The organism is Paraburkholderia sp., from assembly GCF_035948235.1.
Lineage (GTDB): Bacteria > Pseudomonadota > Gammaproteobacteria > Burkholderiales > Burkholderiaceae > Paraburkholderia.
In genome coordinates this window covers 1-19,957 of sequence record NZ_DASZJJ010000333.1, presented here as the reverse complement: position 1 = coordinate 19,957, position 19,957 = coordinate 1, and the positions used below count along the sequence as shown (strand labels likewise).

The following is a 19,957-nucleotide window of genomic DNA, read 5'->3' as shown; positions in this document are numbered from 1 at the left end:
GTTGCCGAAACCCAGATGACCGCTGGAATCGCGATCGATGTCGAAAGTCTCGCCGTCGGCAAATTTTCGGCTATCGCGGTTCGCAGCCGAGAGCAACAATCGCACCACTGCGCCTTTGGGCAGATCGACGCCCGCAACGGTGGTCGCTTCCGTGGTGATACGGCTCACGCGCTGGACGGTGCCACGATAGCGCGCCACCTCCTCAACGAAACGATCGGCGTCGGCGGGCGTTGCGCGGATACGTTCCAGCAAGTGCGGCTGCCCGGTGAACATGCGAAAGGCGTTGGCAACAAGAATCGTGGTCGTGTCGTGCCCGGCGATAAAGACGAAGGCGCACAACTCCTTGGCTTCCTTTTCCGAAAGCAGGCCGTCCTTCCACATGCGCGCGATATGGCCGCCGATCGACTGGCTATTGGTGAGCGCGAGCCGCTCCATCGCTTCCTTCAGGTATGCGAAGAAAGCCTGCGCGCTTTGCTCGTCGGTGCCGGTTCCCGGCGCATTGCGCGCGAGGCGCCCGAAGTAGCTGAAGGTTTCGTCCGACCAGAACTTCATCTTCTCCTCATCCTCGTTCGGCACGTCGATCATCGCGGAGATCGTCGAGATGCTGAGCGGGATGGCGAAATCGTCAACGACGTCGCCGCCGCCTTTGGCGATCATCGCGTCGAGCAGATGCTCGGCCCGTTGCTCTATCTGCCCGATGAAGGGATCGAGCGACAGTGGCAGAAACGACGGCTGGACGACCTTGCGCAAGCGCGAATGATCGGGCGCGTCGAACAGAGTCAGGAACGTCAATGGCGGCGGGCTGACGACCTCAGATGAAAATAGTTTCGGATTGCGAATTGCCTGATAAACGTCGTCATAGCGCGAGAGGAACCATACATCCGAAGTCGCCGACTGACACCGCAGCACCGGCGCATGCTCGCGCATCCAGCGATAGTGTTCGTACGGGTCGCCTTGCGAGCCGTCATCGACCACCTTGAATGGCGCGAGCCCCTCGGGCCAGTCGAGTTCGTGTGAATACGCCGGAAGTGTCGTCCCCGTGAATGGGCAGACCGCAGGCGTGCTCTGCGGCTCTACAGTCGTAGCAGGCGCGGAGACGGTCGTCGTGGGTGCCGCCCTGCCTCGAACCATCCGCTCCAGCGCCCGGCTCATGGTGGCCCTGGAATGAAGCGTATGCAGCGCGATCACGTCTCGCGCCATGTTCAGGTCGCCCAGTTCGAACGCGCGGACGATGTCCCGGTGCTGCTGGACGATGTCGCCGACAATCTCGATCTGGTCGGTCAGCGCGCGGGCGATATAGTCGTGCACGGCCAGTTGACGGTAGAGCGCAATCAGTTGCGCGTTGCCCGAAGCCTCGATCGTGAACATGTGAAAGGCGTGGTTGGCCTCGATGTAGCGCGCAACGTCGGTAAAGCGCTGCCCGGCCACAAACGGCGCGCTCGCCTCGGCAAGCTGGCGCAAGCGGGTCAACTGCCCGCTCGACAGTCGGCCCATGGTCAGTTGCGCCGCCCCTAACTCCAGCGCCATGCGCAGGTCGAAGGCTTCGTCAAGATCGACAGGCGCGATATGCTCCTCGCCGGTTTGCACCACAAGGCCCGTGCCAGCGAACTTCTCGTAGTAGAAGTTGCGCGGCGTCAGCCCTCGCGCCGCGAGAAAATCGCGCACTGCATCGACCATCGGCGGCGGACCGCAAAGGTAGATGTCCGCATCGCCGTCGTTGAGCTGGGAGGGAACGATGTGTTGCGTGACGTAGCCCTTGTTGGGATGGGCGCTGTCGGGGCTGGACACCGTGCAGGCCCAGGTGAAGTTCGGCAGGCGCTGCGCAAAGGTTTCGAGCCGGTCGATACCCACCAGATCCTCGTCGTTATTGACACCCAGGATCAGATGGATCGGATAGCGGCTGCCGCCCTCGTCGACGATCTTGTCCAGCATCGAGAGAAACGGCGCGAGGCCGGTGCCACCAGCCAGAAACAGCAGCGGGCGCTCAATGGGACGCAGGTAGAAACTGCCCATAGGACCGCGAAATTCGATTGCGTCCCCGGCCTTGGCGGATTCGCAAAGCCAGCTCGACATCGCCCCGTGACGCACATTGCGCACAAGAAAGGACAGATGCGTCGCAGACGGCCCGGAGCTAAAGGAGTAGGACCGCGTCTGATCGGTGCCGGGCACCCGGATGTTGACGTACTGCCCGGGAAGGAAGCTGAGATCCGCGCGATTCTCCAGTTCGACCGAGAAGGCGATCGTGGTTTCCGATGCTTGCTGGCAGGCGACGATCCGGCCTTTGTGTGAGGACGGACCGGGGCCGCACGCATCGGCGTTCGCGGCGATCTGGATCACGCAAGCGGAACGCGGGCTCATCTGGCAGGTGAGGACCTTGCGCTCGCTCGCCTCATCCTGGCTGAGCGCATCTTCCACGCAGTCGCCCAGCACATACTCGCCGGACTCGCAGACCGCCTTGCAGGTGCCACAGACGCCATCGCGGCAGTCGAGCGGAATAGCGATCCTCGCGCGAATGGCGGCGTCGGTGATGCGCTCGCTTTCTTCGCACTCGATGAAACGGGTCACGCCGTCCTCGAAACGGACGGTGATCTGATGGGCCATGTTGGTGTCTCCTCCAGGGGCGCCCGAACCTGCAGGTTCTGCTGGCGGTGCGGTCGGGCTGGGTTTAGTGACACCAATTTAGAGCCGCCGCTGCATTCCCCTCAATGGACAGAGATGACGTTTGCCCGGACAAAACGTGCATCGTGACTGGAGCCCACCCATTACCTCGCGCTCGACGCGCAACGCGGTGCAGCGTTTCTGCGCGTTTGGCGTGCGGCCCTGCGCTTAGCCTTCGCCCGCGCCGCTGGTCACGATTGCCGCGTGAGCATGAGGTCCAGGTTCTGAACCGCAGCGCCGGATGCGCCTTTGCCAAGGTTATCGAATACGGCTGATAGCAGGACATGCTCATGTTGCAGGTCGTGAAACACGCCCAAGTGCATGTCGTTCGTACCGTTGAGCACTTGCGGGTCAAGCTGTTTCAAGGCACTCGATTCGTGCAGCGGCAAGACGCTAACGTGAGTTGCCCCGGCATAGTGGCGCGCGAGACATGCGTGTAACGTGGCGCCATCCACGCCGGCTGGCAGCAGGCGCAACGCCAGCGGCACCGTCAGCACAATGCCCTGGCGGAACGCGCCGTATGCCGGCACAAAAGCAGGACGCTGCGCAAGCCCGGCGTGTTGCTGGATCTCCGGCGTGTGTTTGTGCGCGAGTTCCAGTCCATAGATCTGGTATGCAGGTGCGCTGACGGCGCCCGGCCCCTCATGCTCCTCCACTCCGGCACGGCCTCGTCCTGAATAGCCGGATACCGCGTGAATGCTGACCGGGTAATCGTCCGGCAAAAGCCCGGCCTGCACCAGCGGACGCAGCAGGCCAACTGCACCGGTCGGATAACAACCCGGATTGGTGACGCGACTTGCGTTTGCGATCTGCCCGGTCTGCCCGGTCTGCCCCGGCGTCATTTCCGGAAAACCATAAGTCCAGTCCGGCCGTGTGCGGTGAGCGGAGCTTGCGTCGATTACCCGAACCTCAGGATTAACGATGGCGCTCACTGCCTCCCGCGCGGCGGCGTCCGGCAGACAGAGGATGGCAATGTCGCAGGCGTTGATGGCTTCGGCGCGCCGCAGCGGATCTTTGCGCTCCGCTGCGGCGAGTGTGAACAGTCTGATGTCGGTCCGGTTGCGCAGGCGGTCGTGAATTTGCAGCCCGGTGGTGCCCTGGTCGCCGTCGATGAAAACTACAGGAGTGCTCATGCGTGAATGACTCCGCTGAATAGGGGGTGTATCGGGGAAAACGTGCCTCTATGTTGCGCTGATGGCTAGAATAGAGAAAGTTGCATTTCATAACGCTCACATTCAGTTTTTCTGAATCAGGACGCCGTCATGCGAGAGATCAGCCTGGACCGCCTGCGCACGCTGGTCGCCGTTGCCGAGCGCGGCTCATTTGCCGATGCGGCGCGTGCATTGCACCTGGCGCCGCCAACGGTCAGTCTCCACATTGCCGAACTCGAAGACCGCGTTGGGGCTCCGCTCCTGTTACGCAAACGCGGACACGTAGGACCGACGTCGATAGGCGAAGTGCTGGTGGAGCGCGCGCGCCGGCTGCTGGCGGACGCGGAGCAGGCGCTAGACGATATTCAACGCCAGGTGGAGGGGCTTGAAGGGCGTGCGCGTCTTGGTGCGTCCACGGGTGTGATCGCGCACCTGCTGCCGCAAGCACTGGAGGTCCTGCGCAAGCATCATCCCGCCATCGACATTCAGATTGCGGTGCTGACTTCGCAGGAAACCCTGTCCCGGCTGGCGGAGGGAACACTCGATGTCGGGCTGATCGCGCTGCCTCAACCGCCGGTTGCCGGACTCGTGATAAAACCCTGGCGCCGCGACCCGGTGATGGCCTTTGTGCCGGCGCATTGGCATTGCCCGGCCCGCGTGACCCCTGAGTGGCTCGCCGCCCAGGCGCTTATTCTCAACGACTCGACCACGCGTCTCTCGCGGCTGACTGCGCAGTGGTTCGCGAGCGCAGGGCACCATCCCGCGCCGCGCATCCAGCTCAACTACAACGACGCGATCAAGAGTCTGGTAGCCGCAGGTTATGGCGCGACCCTGTTGCCCCATGAGGCCACTACGCCATTGCCCGACCCGCGCATTGTCATGCGCCCGCTGCGCCCGGCGTTGTGGCGACGGCTCGGTATCGCGCACCGTGCCGGTCACGTTGAGCGTTCGACGCAACACGTACTGGACGTGTTGTGGGATTTGCGATTGAGGTAGCAGCGCATAAACTTTGGCGTCTTCTGCGAATACGGCATCAGGCGTCAAAGCCAATCCGCGCCCCCAACCCTCAGGGCTTTCCCGCCCCTCCCCACTGCGGGTGGTCACCCGCAGACCCACGGCTCCTAACCTCAGCAACTGCCCAAGCCTGCGCGGCGACACGTCGTGTCGTCCGCCGCGCCGCCACGTTCCGCTTGCGCCCGGCAACGCCCCCCCAGGAGACCGTGCATGTCCGTATCCACCGATTACCGGCCCAAGTCCGCCTGGACCATCACGGTCCTGCTCACGGGCCTCGCCATGATCAACTTTCTGGACAAGATCGTGCTCGGCATGGTCGCCGTGCCGCTCATGGCCGATATGCATCTGTCGCCCGTCCGCTTCGGCGTCGTCGCGGGCAGTTTCTTCTGGCTGTTCTCCACCTCGACGATCATCGTCGGCTTCCTGTCGAACCGCATCGCGACGCGCTGGATCCTGCTTGCGATGGGCGCAAGCTGGTCGATTCTCCAGTTACCGCAAGCCTTTACCGGCAGCGTGTCCGCGCTGCTGTTCTGCCGGGTGCTGCTCGGTGCGGCCGAAGGCCCCTCGTTTCCGACCTCCGTTCACGCGCTGTTCAAATGGTTTCCCGACCAGAAGCGCAGCGTGCCGGTGGCCGTCATCAATCAAGGCGCCATCCTCGGCATGATCCTGGCCGGTCTCGGCATTCCGCTCATCACGCTGCATTGGGGCTGGCGCGCCAACTTCTTTGTGCTCGCCGCGGTCGGTTGCGTCTGGTGCGTGCTGTGGCTGTGCCTCGGCCGCGAAGGCACGCTTGCCGAGCGCATGCGCAAAAACCATTCTCTCGATGCGGATCCGGCCAGCCTCGCGCCAGAGCGCCTGCCGTATCTCAGGATACTGACCGATGCGTCGGTGCTCTGCGTATTCCTGCTCGGCTTCGCGGCCTACTGGCTGCTCGGCCAGACCGTCACCTGGCTACCCACCTACCTGGAAAAAGGTCTCGGATTTAGCAGCATCGCGTCGGGCCGCTGGTTTGCGCTCGTCATCGCCTTCGCGGCGCCCGTCAACATCGGCTTGAGCGTGCTGTCGCAGCGCATGATGCGACGCGGCGCGACCAGCCGCGACGCACGTGTGCGTCTCTCCAGCTTCGCCATGATGGGCGGCGCGCTGCTGTTCATCGCACTGGCAACGCTGGACCTGACGCCCGTCCAGAAGGTGCTCTTCTACGCCGTCGCCGGGGCGCTGCCCACGCTATGCCTTTCTGTCGCACCCGCCATGCTCGCGGAGATGGTCCCGGCCGCCCAGCGCGGTTCGGTCATCGCGATCAATACCGCCGTTGCCAGCCTGGGCGCCGCCGTGGGCCCCGTCGCGATGGGCCGGCTCGTGGAGTCGCACGCGAACGCGGGCAGTCATGCCTACGAGTCCGGCATCGTCGTGACGGCGGTGCTGCTGATCGTCGCGGCCCTCGTGGCGCTGCGCTGGCTCCATCCCGAGCGATCGCTGCGCCTGTTCAACCGCGATGCGGCGCCACTCACCGTCTGATGTGAAACTTATGGAGATATGACATGGAAGCAACCCTCAGCGCCCGTAGCGAGACCTCGGCCAGCGTGGCGCAAGCCGAAAGCTGGCCTTTCACCGTCATTCGCCAGACCCCGACGATCGGCGCCGAAATCGCGGACATCGACCTGCGCGAGCCGCTCGACGACGCGACGTATCTCGCGCTGCGTCGCGCGCTGTTGAAATACAAGGTCCTGTTCTTCCGCGATCAGGACATCAGCCCGGCCCAGCACGTCGCCATCGCGCGCCGCTTCGGCGAGCTGGAAGTGCACCCCACCTTCCCGCATCATCCCGATCATCCGGAACTCGCGGTCCTCGGCCGCGGCGAGTCGAAACGCGGACGCGAGAATCTCTACCACTCCGACGTGTCGTGGCGCGAGGTTCCGTCGATGGGCTCGATGCTGCGCTGCGTGCAGTGTCCCGAAGTGGGCGGCGACACCATGTGGATCAACATGGTGGCCGCTTATGAAAACCTGCCCGACGATGTCAAGACGCAGATCGCCGACCTCAAGGCCGCGCACGATTTTCTGCCGCTGTTCGGCATCGTTGTGCCGGAGGACCAGCACGACGAAATGCGCAAGCGTTTCCCGCCGGCCATCCACCCGGTCGTGCGCACGCATCCCGAAACCGGCGAGAAGATCCTCTACGTGAACGAAGCGTTCACCACGCACCTGGTCAACTATGGCCACAAGACGGTGGACCGGTATCGCGTGGGCTTCGACTTCAAGCTGGCGGAACTGGATCTGCTCCAGTATCTGTTGCGCCAGGCCCAGGCGCCGGAGTATCAGGTGCGCCTGAAGTGGCGTCCGAACACGATTGCGTTCTGGGACAACCGCTCGTGCCAGCACTACGCCATCCAGGACTATTTCCCGGCCGTGCGCCAGATGATGCGCGCGACGGTGATCGGCAACCGTCCGGTCTGAACGGCACGCACCTCACTACAAGGAAGCACGCTATGAGATTGTTGAACCGTTTCTATATCGGCGGCGAATGGCTCGAACCGTTGCCCGGCGCCACCTTTTTCGACATCGTCGATCCGGCTACGGAAGAGCCGTCCGGCAAGCTGGCGATGGGCACGATCGAAGATGCCGATCGCGCAATCGCCGCAGCACGCAACGCCTTCCCGCACTGGTCCGAATCGAGCCGCGAAGTGCGCATGGCGCTGCTTGAACGGATCGCCGGGATCTATCAGCGACGCCTGCCCGAGATTGCACAGGCGGTATGCAAGGAAATCGGCGCGCCCATTTCGCTGTGCAATGTGCTGCAGGCGCCGATTGGTCTTGCGCACCTGCGCGCGGCGCTGGACACCTTGCGCGACTATGCGTTCGAAACCACGCATGGCAACAGCACGGTGCGCCGCGAGCCTGTGGGCGTGGCCGCACTCATCACGCCGTGGAACTGGCCGCTTAACCAGATCGTGGCCAAGGTCGCGCCCGCGCTTGCCGCGGGCTGCACCGTGGTGCTCAAGCCTTCGGAGATCGCGCCGCTCGATGCGATCATCTTCGCCGAAATCATGCACGAGGCGGGCACGCCCGCAGGCGTGTTCAACATGGTGTTCGGCGAAGGCCGTGTGGTTGGCACGCGACTGGCCACCCATGCCGATGTCGATATGGTCTCGATCACCGGTTCGACCCGCGCGGGCGTCGAGGTCGCGATCAGTGCCGCCCCCACCGTCAAGCGCGTGGCTCAGGAACTGGGCGGCAAGTCGGCTTTGCTGGTCCTCGACGATGCAGACCTGCAGATCGCCGTCTCGGGCGGCGTCGCGCAGTGCATGGCGAATTCCGGCCAGACCTGCGTGGCGCCTACCCGCATGCTGGTGCCGCGCGTGCGCTACGAAGAAGCCGTGGCGATCGCGGCGACTACCGCGAACGCCCTGACCGTGGGCGACCCCACCGATCCCGCCACGCGCATGGGCCCGATCTCGAACCGTCTGCAGTACGAAAAGGTTCAAAGGATGATCGCGACGGGAATCGAGGAAGGCGCACGCGTGGCGGCAGGCGGCCCCGGTCGACCCGAGGGACTGCCGCGTGGCTTCTACACGCGGCCGACCATCTTCGCCAACGTGCACAACGACATGGCGATTGCGCGCGAAGAAATCTTCGGCCCCGTACTGACGATGATTCCCTACGAAGACGAAGAGGACGCAATCCGCATTGCCAACGACAGCGTCTATGGGTTGGCGGCCTATGTTGCCTCCGGCAGCCCGGAGCGCGCCCGCAAGGTCGCCGCGCGCCTGCGTGTGGGCTCGGTGCGTATCAACGGCGCCATGCTCGATGTCAACGTGCCGTTCGGCGGCTACAAGATGTCCGGCAATGGTCGCGAATATGGCGCCGAAGGGCTTGAGGAATTTCTCGAGTGCAAGTCGGTAACGATTTGACGAAGGATGCGACAAAGCGCGCGGCGAACGCCGCGCGCTTTAATGACGGGTCCGGCGTTTGCCGGACCTTTTGCATTTCTGCTCAGATAGTCGCGGCCAGTTCCGGCACGACCGCAAACAGATCGCCGACAAGACCGTAATCGGCCACGCTGAAGATCGGTGCTTCTTCGTCCTTGTTGATCGCGACGATGACCTTCGAACCCTTCATGCCCGCCAGATGCTGGATCGCACCCGAGATGCCGACCGCAACATACAACTGCGGCGCGACGATCTTGCCGGTCTGCCCCACCTGATAGTCGTTCGGCACGTAGCCCGCGTCCACAGCGGCGCGCGATGCGCCAAGTGCCGCGTTGAGCTTGTCTGCCAGCGGTTCGAGCACTTGCGTGTAGTTCTCGGCGCTGCCCAGACCACGGCCACCCGAAACGACGATCTTCGCGCTCGTAAGTTCCGGACGGTCGAGCTTTGTGATTTCGCTGCCAACGAACGCCGATTTTCCGGTGCCGGCCGCGGCTTCCAGCATTTCGACCGATGCGCTGCCGCCAACGGCTGCCACCGCGTCGAACGCCGTCGTACGAACCGTGATGACCTTGACCGGATCCGCCGATTGCACCGTCGCGATGGCGTTACCTGCATAGATCGGACGCTCGAACGTATCCGGCGAGTCCACAGCCGTGATATCGCTGATTTGAGCGACGTCCAGCTTCGCGGCGATACGCGGCGTCACGTTCTTGCCCGCTGCCGTTGCCGGAGCCAGGATGTGCGAGTAGTTCTTCGCGATGCCCAGAACGGTCGCCTCGACGTTCTCAGCGAGACCCTGCGCGAGTTGCGGCGCGTCGGCGAGCAGCACCTTCGCAACGCCTGCGATCTTCGCCGCTGCGTCAGCCGCAGCTTGCGCGTTGTGGCCAGCGACCAGCACATGCACGTCGCCGCCGATCTTCTGTGCGGCAGCAACCGTGTTCAGCGTTGCCGCCTTGATCGACTGATTGTCATGTTCCGCAATTACCAGATTCACCAGATTCGTCATTTTGTTTCGCCATCCTTACAGAATTTTGACTTCGGTCTTGAGCTTTTCGACCAGCGTGTTGACGTCGGCGACTTTCACGCCGGCCGTTCGCTTCGGCGGCTCCGCAACCTTGAGCGTTTTCAGACGCGGCGTGACGTCGACACCCAGATCCGATGGCGTGATCGTTTCCAGCGGCTTCTTCTTCGCCTTCATGATGTTCGGCAGCGTGACGTAGCGCGGCTCGTTCAGGCGCAGGTCCGTCGTGACGACCGCGGGCAACGTCAGCGAGAGCGTTTGAGCGCCGCCGTCGACTTCACGCGCAACCGTAGCCTTGCCGCCTGCAACCGTGATCTTCGAAGCGAAAGTCGCTTGCGGCAGATCGGCCAGCGCAGCCAGCATCTGGCCGGTCTGATTCGAATCGTCGTCGATGGCTTGCTTGCCCAGGATGATCAGCGAAGGCTGCTCTTTGTCCATCAGCGCTTTCAAAAGCTTCGCTACGGCCAGCGGCTGCATCTCGTCACTGGATTCGATCAGCACCGCGCGATCGGCGCCCATCGCCAGGGCCGTGCGCAGCGTTTCCTGAGCCTGCGAAACACCACAGGAAACCGCAATGATCTCACTCGCCACGCCCGCTTCTTTCAGGCGCACCGCTTCCTCCACGGCAATTTCATCGAATGGATTGATCGACATTTTCACACTGGCGATGTCAACGCCCATGCCGTCCGACCTGACGCCGACCTTCACATTGGCGTCCACCACGCGTTTTACTGCAACCATGACTTTCAATTTCATCCCCTTCATTCGTTGGTTGACGCTTTACCCCCACGCCGCTTGCGCCGCTCGCGCCGCGTCAGAACGTCGAAAGCGTTAGCGTGTTTTTCACCGAAGTCACGCCCTGCACCGCTGCGACGATCTGCGACACCTGGTCGATCTGGGCCTGCTCGGGCACCCAGCCTTCGAGTAGCACGGCGCCGTCATGCGCACGGACGGTGATACCGCTCGTTTGCAGACCCTTTGCCTTGCCCAGCGCGGTCAGCACGCGGCGGCGCAGCGCGCGGTCGGCGGCCTTCGACGACGTCGCGCCACTGGAACTCGCCATCGGCGCGGGCGACGAGGAAGCTTCGCTCTGGGCATGCGCGCCAAGCGCACACATCATCAGCATGCCGAACAAAATCGTCTGACCGGTTCTTGCGATCTTCATAAAAGAATCTCCCTGATTCGTGGAGTGTTATGCGCAGGCGCGGCGCCCGCCCCGTTGGCGGGACTGCGCCGGTCGCCGATGATCAAAAGCGGTGCGTCATGCCGACGACGCCAAGCACCTGAGTCGTACCGGTTCCCGCGCCGGTGACACCCGGCCAGCTCATCGTCGCAGCGCCGTTGTTCCTCATATAGCCCGCGCGCATGTAGAGCGAGGTGCGCTTGGACAAGCTGTGATCGGCGCCGACTTCTACGCCCGGCGTGTTGTCGTGCACGCCGCGCACGTTGCGTTCGAAGCCGGCGACCATGATGGCGTCGGCCGGCGTCGCCTGGATCGTCGCGCCAAATTCCATCAGGCTGTTGGACCTGGCGGCCCCCAACACAGCGGCGAGCGAGTGCGCGGCCGCGTCGTGCGGCCGGTTGTAGCTGTAATTGAACTGCAGGTTGACGATGCCGATGCGATAGCCGAGCGCACCTGTGTAATGTTCGGTATCCACCAGATTGAGCGCGGCGGGCAGCCCCGGATAGGTTTCGGTACCGGAATGCTGGAACTGGTACGCGAGACCCGCATACAGGCCGTAACCCGAGTACGACAAACCGAGGTCGAGCGTATTCCCCGATTTCTCCGGCACCGGCTGCGTGACGGTGGCGGCAAAGCCGTACATCGCGTAGAGCTGGAACCCGCCCACATTCGGCGATTTGTAGAGCACGGAATTGCTGGTGCGGCCCGTGACCGCCTGAGTGGCGAGCGTATTGCGATCGACTGCCAGCACGCCCGCCGAAAGCGGCGACAGCACTTCGTTGCCGCGGAACGGATCGGTCGGATAGACGACCCAGAAAGTCGGCTGATACTGGCGACCGAATGTCAGCGAACCGTATTTTTCGTGGTTCAGTCCGACCCATGCCTGCCGATAGAACAGCGCGGTGGTGTCGGCGAATAGCGCGCCATTGTTGATGTTGAAACCACTCTCGACATCGAATGCGGCTTTCAGCCCATTGCCAAGATCTTCGGTGCCCTTCAGGCCCATCATCGACCCCGTGTTACCTCCGCTGCGCATCGAATATGAATGGTTAGCGCCGTTTTCGAGATATTGGAAAAACACATCGGCCACACCGTACAGCGTCACGCTGGACTGTGCCGCCGCGCTTGTCGCAATCAGCGCTGCTGCGGCCCCGCAAATGCTCTGGCTCATCAATCGCATGCACGTCTCCTCTTTTTGTCTGACCGCATCGAATGGATGCGGCGAATGTGGAACCTGTCGGCCTTGTCCAGCACCTGCGGCGCAGTGTTGCAGCCATTGCGAAAGGCTCAACTACCCGAACGGGGTGGGAACGGGAATACCCGAGATATTTGAGATTCGTGCGCGGCAAGGGGGCGGGCATGGCAACAGTGACGCGGGCTTTCGCGGACTCTCAACTACCCGCTGCGGGTGGGGACAGCATTGCGTCTGTCAGACACTATTGAACATCGCGCCACCGCTTGAACCACCGGACGCGGCAGATTGTCTGCACCGGCCACGCGCGCGAAGACAGCCTCTACGACATCGAAACCCGTATGACGGACACGAAAGGTCAACGCGCGCAACTATTGTTGAAGCTGCTGCCGGCGGGCAATGCACGCCACGATAGGTGGCTCGCGATCACCGTGGACGGAGCCGGCAATCCGGCGGCGAACTTGCAGACCACGCTGCGGCCCTGGCGCCGTCACGGCGTGCGCTACAATGGTGCGATCCTCCACAGATCATCAGACGTGCCAGGCATCGGCGGCACATCGAATGGAAAGCGCACGCGCATATGCCGCAACGTTCAGATCTCCCCGATGCGAACCGGCCCGAAAAGAAAGATGCCGCCGGTGTCGCTTCCCGCGTAATGGCGCCGCGCAACAAGACGCGTACGGTCGCGCGCACGCGCCTGATCGACAAGCTTATTGAAGCCCGGCGCAAACGCTGCATTCTGGTTCAGGGGCCGGCCGGTTGCGGCAAGACGACCTTGCTGGTCGCCTGGCGTGAGGCCCTGCTCCCCCTCGGCTTCGATCTCGCGTGGCTGACGCTGTCGCCGGACGACAATGGTCTCGCGAGTTTCATCGACAGCCTGGTGGCCAGTCTCGCGCAGGTCGATGCCGATATCTGCCAGGAGGCGAGCCTGTTCGGCGGCCGCGGCATGGACGACGAAGCGGTCGAGCGCACCGTTATCGCGCTGGTGCGCGGCATCGGCAACCGCACGCGCGATCTTGCCCTCGTCATCGACGATCTGCATCACATTACCGACGCGCGCAGCCACCGGGCGTTGCAATGGCTGCTCGACTATGCGCCGCCCAATCTCCACGTCGTGCTGGTTTCGCGCGGCACCTGCCCGATTTCGCTTGGGCGCCTGCGCGACCAGGGCATGTTGCTCGAACTCGACATGCGCGACCTGCGCTTTACGTTCGAGGAGTCCGCCGAATACCTGCGCGCGCAACTCGGCAACGTCAGTGAACACGACGCCCGTGAGATGCACGAGACCACCGATGGCTGGGTGGCCGGACTGCAGCTTTTCGCCATGCGCCTGAAGCGCCGCCGCGCGGCATCGGGAGCAGCCACGCATTCCACCACCGGAGCAGGCACAAGCGCCGGCCAGCCCGTCGCCGACGCCCCCTTGCACGATGCCAGCGCATTCGCCGCCTACTTCGATCGCGAAGTGCTTTCGCGTCTGTCGTCCAGCGAAACCGAATTGTTGATCCGCACGTCGGTGTGCGCGCGCTGGTGCTCGTCGCTGTGCGTCGCGCTGGTCGGCGACGAGCAGTCGTCTGCGGAGATCCCCGCCCTGCTCGACCGGCTCGAAACCGACAACCTGTTCATTGCGCAGATCGAGCTGGTCGGCAACAAGACGTGGTACAGGCTCAATCCTCTCTTTCGCGAAACGCTGCGCCAGCGCCTGCGCGAGCGTAGCGAGGCGACGCAGCGCGCCGTGCACGACGCCGCCTGGCGCTGGTTCCGCGATCACGATCTGCCGGACGAAGCAGTGCGCCACGCGCTGCAGGCCGGGCAGCCCGACGCCGCCGCCGACCTCGTCCTCAAGGCGGCACGCGACCTCCAGGTGGCGGGCGACCTGCGCAAGCTCGTCGCGCTCATCCGCCTGCTGCCGCATGCCCAGGTCGAGGCTCATATCGGCCTGCGTCTGTGGCGTCTGCAACTCGAACTGTATGCACGCGATTTCGCGGCCTGCGCAGCTAGCATCGCGCGCCTCAAAGCCGACATTCCCGCCGATGCACCGCACGATCGCTACCGGCTGACGCTGCTGAGTGTGGCCGTCGACGTCCAGCGCGACGATCCGGACAGCGCACGGGCCCACCTCCCGGCGCTGCTCGCCGCGCCGGCGGGCGCCGACAGCTTCTTCATCGGCGCGCGTAACAACCTGCTCTCGTGGCTGCACATGCGTTGCGGCGAGTACGAGCTGGCCCGTTCCGCGCAGCTCGATACCACACGCCCGCTGATCGGCGGCTCGCCGTTGATGGGCACGTCGGCGGGCGTGCTCAACGGGCGGTGCCTGGTGGGCTTCAGCTATGCGCTCGAAGGGCAGTTCTCGCAAGTCGAACGCATCAGCCGCGACGTGCTCGCCCAAGCCAGCCAGCAGCGCGCGAGCGCCGCCGAGCCGGACTGCTTCGCCGCCGCGCAACTTGGCGAAGCGCTTTACGAGTTCAACGATATCGCCGCCACGCGCAAGCTGCTGGAGGACCGCGTCGACGTGCTGGAGCGCGTCTCCATTCCCGACTCCGTGCTGCGTGTGCTCAAGGTGCTTTCGGCTGCGCACTGGGTCGAGGGGCATCGGCTCGACGCGTTCGCGTACCTCGAGCGGCTCGAAGAATTCGCGCTGCGGCACGACCTGCCGCGTCTTGCCGCCCACAGCCTGGCGGCGCAGGTTCAGCGCCACCTGCAATGCGCACAGTTCGACGACGCCGAATCCGACCTCATGCAGCTCGCCGCCATCGCGGCGCGTTTGCGCCCCACGCGTCCGCTGACGTGGCGCGAAGTCCATGCGCTCGCCGAGGAGGCGCGCGTGCATTGGTGCATCGCGCACGAGGATTTCGAAGGCGCGGTCGCGCATCTGCACGCGCTGATCGGCTTCTGCGGCGAGCATGGCTGGCTGCATCAGGTTGCGCGCTTGCGCATGCTGTCGGCACTCGTCGATCTACAGCGCTCACGTCCTGACGCGGCGCGCCAGAGCGCGCTCGCCGCGCTGCGTCTGGGTCACCGTCTGGGTCTCGTACGCAGCCTCCTCGACGCGGGTGCCGGCGTCGTGGACTTCGCCAGCAAAGTCGTGAGCGAGGAACCCGGCGAGCCGGTGCTCGCCTTTTACGTGGACCGGCTCAAGGACGCGCAAGTCCACGCCGCGAGCCTCGCGGGCACGACGCTCGCTGCCGTCGCGCCTGGCGGCGCAGCGCCGGCCGGCATCGATGCGCTCAGCGAGCGCGAGGCGAAGGTGGTCAGCCTGCTCGCCCAGACCCTGCCGAACAAGAAAATCGCCCGCACCCTCGGCATCTCGCCGGAAACGGTCAAGTGGCACCTCAAGAACATCTACGGCAAGCTCGGCGTATCGAGCCGCGACGAAGCCGTTGCCCGCATGCGCGATCGGGGCCTCGAGCCGTAAAACGCGCGTTGCCGGCGCCCTCATTAGCGCTACCCGGTTCGGGTGGTTCGGGCGTCCGGGTGCGCGGCTATCCTGTTTTATGGGGTTTGCGCCCGATGCGCCAGGCGCTGGCATAACGCCCCCAACAAACCGATGTGCCCGGCCCGCAGGGCTGTGAGCACACACCAAGGAGACGCCACCCGATGACGCCGATGGCCCATTCCCGGCAGACGGTTCCCGTCCGTCCAGTACATATGCCTGTGCGACGCACCCTGGTCGAGCGGCGCAGCGACGGCAGCCTGATCCTTCGCCCCGCCGCCCCGCCTCCCGCTATCACACAATGCAGCTTCGCCGATTTCCTGGAAGGCTGGGCCCGCGTACGCGGCGACACCGCCGCTTTCTGCGAGCGCGACAGCGACGGCGCCTGGCGCAAGCTAAGCTGGAGCGAACTGTGGCAGCAGGTGCAAAAAGTCGCCGCTGCACTGCTCGACATGGGTCTTGGGCAGTCGCGGCCGCTCATGTTGCTGTCGGGAAATTCAATCGAGCAGGCCATCGTCCTGCTTGCCGCCGAATACGTGGGGATTCCCACCGCACCGGTTTCGCCGGCCTATGCGATGCTCAGCCAGGACTTCGCGCGCCTGAAGAACGTCTGCGAGATGGTGCCGCCTGCCGCGCTCTTCGTGCAGGATCCGGCGCGCTTTGAACGGGCGCTCGCCGCGCTCAAGGACACAAACGCCCCGGTGATCGCGGTCCACGGTGCGGGTGCCCAGCAGATCGCCTGGGCCAGACTGGCAGGCACCGAACTCGATGCCGCGCACCGCAGCGCGATGGCGGCCGCACGCGCCGCCATCGAGCCCGACTCCATCGCGCGCATCCTGTTCACCTCGGGCTCGACCGGCGTGCCCAAGGGCGTACCGCTGAGTTACCGCAATATCAAGGCGGTCGCCGCCTATTTCGCCGATAACCTCGCTTTCCTGAACGACACCGAACCCGTCTTCCTCGACTGGCTGCCGTGGCATCACGGTCTTGGCGGCGTGCTCAATCTTGGCCGCTCGATCCAGTTCGGCGCGACGCACTATATCGACGACGGACGGCCCTTGCCCGGTCTGATCGAGCGCACCGTGCGCAACCTCCGCGACGTCGCGCCCACGATTTTCACGAGCGTGCCGTCCGCCTGGACGGTGCTCGCCAATGAACTCGAACGCGACGACGAACTCGCCGCGAAGCTGTTCTCAAGGGTCCACTACTTCGGCTACGGCGGCGCGAGCCTGCCCGTCGAGGTGCGCGAGCGTATCCAGCGCGTCGCGGAGAGAGTCTCCGGCGAGCGCATCGCGTTCCTCACCGGCCTCGCCTGCACGGAAACCAGCGGCATGGGCACCTATTGCGGCTCGGCCACCGCAACGCCCGGCAATATCGGCACGCCGGTTCCGGGTTCCGAGGTCAAGCTGCTGCCGCTCGAAGGCGGTGACGGCCGCTACGAGATCCGCATGCGCGGCGCGAACGTGTTCAGCGGCTATATCAAGAATCCTGAGCTAAGCGCAGCCGCGTTCGACGACGAAGGCTTCTTTCGTCTGGGCGACGCCGTGCGCCTGGCCGACCCCGAAGATCCCTCGCAGGGCATGCTGTTCGCGGGCCGCGTCGTCGAAGACTTCAAGCTCGCCAACGGAACCTGGGTCCGCACGGGCGCGGTGCGTCTCGCGCTGCTCGATAGCTGCGCGCCGCTGCTCGCCGATGCCGTGATCTGCGGGCACGATCAGGCATATCTTGGCGCGCTCGCATGGCCCAACGTCGCGGCCTGCCAAGGCCTCGCGCCCGAACTCGCGGGCCTTGACGCGGCCACCCTTGCCGCGCACCCGATCGTGATCGACGCCTTAAGCCGGCGCCTGCAAAGCCAGGGCGAACAGGGAGCCAGTCTCGCCATCCAGCGGCTCATGCTGATGGCCGAGCCGCCCTCGATGGACGCCAACGAAATTGCCGACAAGGGCTATGTCAATCAGGCTGTCGCACGGGCGCGCCGCGCCCATCTGATCGACGACCTCTATCTGGCTGAGCCTGCAGCGCATGTCGCGCGCTCCGTACAGCCCTGAGCACTGGGCCTTGCCCAACCGATCCAGTTCAGGAAAGCCAGCTGCAGATCAACCGCAGCGTCTTGCGAGACGACCGCCGCGTGGTGGAAAAGTTCGAGCCCGATGGCGAACGGCGCCTGCCCTCACCATCCAGACCGCCGACCAAGGAAGGAGACAGCAAGAGCGAGGCGGGTCTTTCCCGCCTCGCTGCTTTTTCAATCGCGGTAACCGAGTCCAAGCTCGCGCAACCGCGCAATTGAAGCCGCGTCGAAACCCCAATCGCTCAGCGCCGCGCGACCACGCTCGCCTCGCTCCGGCGCGGGCGCGCCAGCGGCTGAAGGCGTGGCCGAGAAGCGCGGCGCCGGGGCCGGTTGCACGACACCGGCGACTTCCACGAAGCTCGCGCGCGCACGATTGTGCGGATGCGAAGGCGCTTCCGAAAAGCTCAACACGGGCGCCACGCACGCATCGGAACCTTCGAAGATCGCACACCATTCATCGCGCGTACGGCTCAGAAACGCAGCGCTGAACCGTTCACGCAGAACGGGCCAGCCGTTTCGGTCATGCTGCTTCGGCAGATCCGCATTGGCGAGCCCAAGTTTTTCGATCAGTTGTCCGTAGAATCTGGACTCCACAGAGCCGACCGACATGTAGTGGCCATCTTTCGTGCGGTAACTGTCATACCAGGGCGTACCGCCATCGAGCAGATTGCTCTCGCGCTGTTCGGTCCAGTTCCCGGAAGCAAGCAATCCCCATACGACCGATCCCAACTGCGCCGCGCCCTCGACCATCGCCGCATCCACGACCTGGCCGCATCCGCCGCGCTGCACGTTCAGCAGCGCCGCGACCACGCCCAGCGCGAGCAACATGCCGCCCCCGCCGTAATCGCCCACCAGGTTGAGCGGGGGCACGGGCGCTTCGCCCGCCCGGCCGATGCCCGACAGCACGCCAGAAAGGGCGACGTAGTTGAGGTCGTGACCCGCACTCGCAGCGAGCGGCCCGCTCTGCCCCCAGCCGGTCATACGGCCATAGACGAGCCGGGCATTGCGCGCCAGCGCCACATCCGGCCCTAGCCCCAGCCGCTCCATCGTGCCGGGCCGGAAGCCTTCGATCACGACATCGGCGGTCGACATCAGATCGAGCGCGGCCTCGATCGCGCCTGGCTCCTTGAGATCGAGCGTGACCGAGCGGCGGCCGCGCCCCGGCACGTTGACGATCTTGCCCGTGCGCTTTGGCCCGAGGTCTTCGGGCGCCTGCGGCCGGTCGATGCGAAGCACGTCGGCCCCCATATCGGCCAGCAGCATGACGGCGAACGGCGCAGGCCCGATCGCTTCGAATTCCAGCACGCGAATTCCGCTTAGAACACCCATGTTCATCCCCTCTTTTTGAGTTGTGGCGCTTGCGATCGAACGCAAGCGCACCTTGGCCATTTGAGAGGTTAAGCGCAGACCGTTGCGGGAACGCCCACCCCGGCTGGGTAGGCTATGGCGACGGCTAGCCCAGCGCTTCCTTGACGAAATCGAGCCGGTCCTGCCCGAAGAACATCTCGTCGCCGACGAACATCGTCGGCGCACCGAAGAGGCCGCGCGCCACCGCCGCCTCGGTGTCCTCCTTCAGCTTTGCCTTCACGACAGGACTTTCCGTCAACTGCAACAACAGCGACACGTCGAGGCCGCCCGCCGCGAGTACCTCCCCGATGATCGCCGGATCGGCCATATTGCGCGGCTGCTCCCACATCGCGCGGTAGACCACATCGACATATCGCAGGAAAAGCGCCTCGTCCTGCATCTGCAGGCCCGTCGCGCCACGCATGAGCATCAACGTGTTGATCGGGAAATACGGGTTGTGCTGGAACTGAACGCCATAGCGCCGCGCGAAACGCGCGAGATCGACCTGCATCCACGCCCCCTTGGAAGGAATAGCGGCCGGCGAAGCGTTGTTGGTCGCCTTATGGATGCCTCCCAGCAGGACGGGCCGGTAGACGAGCCGGGCGTCGTATTGCGCCGCGATGGCCGGTAACTGGGTCCACGCGAGATAACTCGCAGGGCTGCCAAAATCGAAGTAAAACTCGACTGTTTTCATGCGTCTGTCTCCCCATGCAATGCCTTGCTTTGATCGATCAAGGCGATAGATGAACACTCTTTAACTGAACGACGGTTATGCTATTCTGCCGGCTCAATCAACCCGGAATTCGACATGCGCTATTCGAGCTCTCACAAGGAAGAAACGCGACGCAAGCTCATCGAGAGCAGCCGGGCAATTGCGAAGCAGGATGGCTTCGCGTCCACCGGGGTCGACGCCTTGATGGCGTCGATCGGCTTGAGCGGCGCAGCGTTCTATACCCACTTCCCCT

Annotated in this window: 16 protein-coding genes; 8 read left to right on the top strand and 8 right to left on the bottom strand. The window is 64.4% G+C overall.

All coding sequences use genetic code 11. The features are described from left to right. Positions 1 to 2,601, bottom strand: a 2,601-nt coding sequence (gene benC / locus VG320_RS29550; RefSeq protein WP_327203624.1) for a benzoate 1,2-dioxygenase electron transfer component BenC, incomplete at its 3' end; no start/stop codon positions are given. 248 nt (positions 2,602 to 2,849) lie between these two features. Further along, positions 2,850 to 3,791 carry an N-acetyl-gamma-glutamyl-phosphate reductase gene (argC, locus tag VG320_RS29545; RefSeq protein WP_327203623.1) on the bottom strand — a complete coding sequence of 314 codons (942 nt, stop codon included), beginning with the start codon at positions 3,789 to 3,791 and terminating at the stop codon, positions 2,850 to 2,852. A 129-nt stretch (positions 3,792 to 3,920) separates the two neighbouring features. Between argC and VG320_RS29540 the strand changes: the two genes are divergently transcribed. The 4 genes from VG320_RS29540 to VG320_RS29525 all read left to right on the top strand — a co-directional run bounded on the left by VG320_RS29540 (position 3,921) and on the right by VG320_RS29525 (position 8,733). Continuing rightward, entirely contained in the window at positions 3,921 to 4,805 is an 885-nt protein-coding gene (locus tag VG320_RS29540) for a LysR family transcriptional regulator (protein WP_327203622.1), read from the top strand. Between the two features lie 228 nt (positions 4,806 to 5,033). After that, complete coding sequence (locus VG320_RS29535; protein WP_327203621.1) at positions 5,034 to 6,341, top strand: MFS transporter; 1,308 nt, start codon at positions 5,034 to 5,036, stop codon at positions 6,339 to 6,341. Positions 6,342 to 6,364: 23 nt separating this feature from the next. Next, positions 6,365 to 7,279 (top strand): TauD/TfdA dioxygenase family protein, encoded by a 915-nt coding sequence (locus tag VG320_RS29530; RefSeq protein ID WP_327203620.1) that lies wholly within the window; start codon positions 6,365 to 6,367, stop codon positions 7,277 to 7,279. A gap of 32 nt (positions 7,280 to 7,311) precedes the next feature. Next, the gene (locus VG320_RS29525; protein ID WP_327203619.1) at positions 7,312 to 8,733 is read left to right on the top strand and encodes an aldehyde dehydrogenase family protein; all 1,422 of its coding nucleotides are present in this window, start codon (positions 7,312 to 7,314) and stop codon (positions 8,731 to 8,733) included. Between the two features lie 82 nt (positions 8,734 to 8,815). Here VG320_RS29525 and VG320_RS29520 read toward each other — a convergent pair whose 3' ends face one another. The 4 genes from VG320_RS29520 to VG320_RS29505 all read right to left on the bottom strand — a co-directional run bounded on the left by VG320_RS29520 (position 8,816) and on the right by VG320_RS29505 (position 12,135). After that, entirely contained in the window at positions 8,816 to 9,748 is a 933-nt protein-coding gene (locus tag VG320_RS29520) for an electron transfer flavoprotein subunit alpha/FixB family protein (protein WP_327203627.1), read from the bottom strand. A gap of 24 nt (positions 9,749 to 9,772) precedes the next feature. Continuing rightward, a complete protein-coding gene (locus tag VG320_RS29515; RefSeq protein WP_327203626.1) occupies positions 9,773 to 10,522 on the bottom strand; it encodes an electron transfer flavoprotein subunit beta/FixA family protein in 750 nt (249 codons plus the stop codon). Positions 10,523 to 10,586: 64 nt separating this feature from the next. Then, complete coding sequence (locus tag VG320_RS29510) at positions 10,587 to 10,937, bottom strand: BON domain-containing protein (RefSeq protein ID WP_327203618.1); 351 nt, start codon at positions 10,935 to 10,937, stop codon at positions 10,587 to 10,589. A gap of 82 nt (positions 10,938 to 11,019) precedes the next feature. Further along, positions 11,020 to 12,135, bottom strand: coding sequence for a porin (locus VG320_RS29505; RefSeq protein ID WP_327203617.1), 1,116 nt, complete (start codon positions 12,133 to 12,135; stop codon positions 11,020 to 11,022). A gap of 278 nt (positions 12,136 to 12,413) precedes the next feature. Here VG320_RS29505 and VG320_RS29500 point away from each other — a divergent pair, with 278 nt between their 5' ends. The 3 genes from VG320_RS29500 (at position 12,414) to VG320_RS29490 (ending at position 17,625) form a co-directional block, all read left to right on the top strand. Continuing rightward, positions 12,414 to 12,803, top strand: coding sequence for a DUF2889 domain-containing protein (locus VG320_RS29500; RefSeq protein ID WP_327203616.1), 390 nt, complete (start codon positions 12,414 to 12,416; stop codon positions 12,801 to 12,803). Further along, entirely contained in the window at positions 12,728 to 15,559 is a 2,832-nt protein-coding gene (locus VG320_RS29495) for a LuxR C-terminal-related transcriptional regulator (protein WP_327203615.1), read from the top strand. The genes VG320_RS29500 and VG320_RS29495 overlap by 76 nt, the downstream gene beginning before the upstream one ends. A 233-nt stretch (positions 15,560 to 15,792) precedes the next feature. Then, positions 15,793 to 17,625: a feruloyl-CoA synthase gene (locus VG320_RS29490; protein ID WP_414696161.1), complete on the top strand. Its 1,833-nt coding sequence runs from the start codon at positions 15,793 to 15,795 to the stop codon at positions 17,623 to 17,625. Between the two features lie 194 nt (positions 17,626 to 17,819). Here VG320_RS29490 and VG320_RS29485 read toward each other — a convergent pair whose 3' ends face one another. Next, on the bottom strand, positions 17,820 to 18,974 hold the full coding sequence (locus VG320_RS29485; RefSeq protein ID WP_327203613.1) for a CaiB/BaiF CoA-transferase family protein: 1,155 nt from the start codon (positions 18,972 to 18,974) through the stop codon (positions 17,820 to 17,822). A gap of 124 nt (positions 18,975 to 19,098) precedes the next feature. Then, the gene (locus tag VG320_RS29480) at positions 19,099 to 19,686 is read right to left on the bottom strand and encodes a 2-hydroxychromene-2-carboxylate isomerase (RefSeq protein WP_327203612.1); all 588 of its coding nucleotides are present in this window, start codon (positions 19,684 to 19,686) and stop codon (positions 19,099 to 19,101) included. A gap of 114 nt (positions 19,687 to 19,800) precedes the next feature. Between VG320_RS29480 and VG320_RS29475 the strand changes: the two genes are divergently transcribed. Next, positions 19,801 to 19,957: TetR/AcrR family transcriptional regulator (locus VG320_RS29475; RefSeq protein WP_327203625.1), on the top strand; the 157-nt coding region annotated here is incomplete at its 3' end.

Coding starts and splice junctions, on each gene's coding strand:
- argC (WP_327203623.1), bottom strand. CDS start 3,791: ATGAGCACTCCTGTAGTTTTCATCGACGGCGACCAGGGCACCACCGGG.
- VG320_RS29540 (WP_327203622.1), top strand. CDS start 3,921: ATGCGAGAGATCAGCCTGGACCGCCTGCGCACGCTGGTCGCCGTTGCC.
- VG320_RS29535 (WP_327203621.1), top strand. CDS start 5,034: ATGTCCGTATCCACCGATTACCGGCCCAAGTCCGCCTGGACCATCACG.
- VG320_RS29530 (WP_327203620.1), top strand. CDS start 6,365: ATGGAAGCAACCCTCAGCGCCCGTAGCGAGACCTCGGCCAGCGTGGCG.
- VG320_RS29525 (WP_327203619.1), top strand. CDS start 7,312: ATGAGATTGTTGAACCGTTTCTATATCGGCGGCGAATGGCTCGAACCG.
- VG320_RS29510 (WP_327203618.1), bottom strand. CDS start 10,937: ATGAAGATCGCAAGAACCGGTCAGACGATTTTGTTCGGCATGCTGATG.
- VG320_RS29505 (WP_327203617.1), bottom strand. CDS start 12,135: ATGCGATTGATGAGCCAGAGCATTTGCGGGGCCGCAGCAGCGCTGATT.
- VG320_RS29495 (WP_327203615.1), top strand. CDS start 12,728: ATGCCGCAACGTTCAGATCTCCCCGATGCGAACCGGCCCGAAAAGAAA.
- VG320_RS29490 (WP_414696161.1), top strand. CDS start 15,793: ATGCCTGTGCGACGCACCCTGGTCGAGCGGCGCAGCGACGGCAGCCTG.
- VG320_RS29485 (WP_327203613.1), bottom strand. CDS start 18,974: ATGGGTGTTCTAAGCGGAATTCGCGTGCTGGAATTCGAAGCGATCGGG.
- VG320_RS29480 (WP_327203612.1), bottom strand. CDS start 19,686: ATGAAAACAGTCGAGTTTTACTTCGATTTTGGCAGCCCTGCGAGTTAT.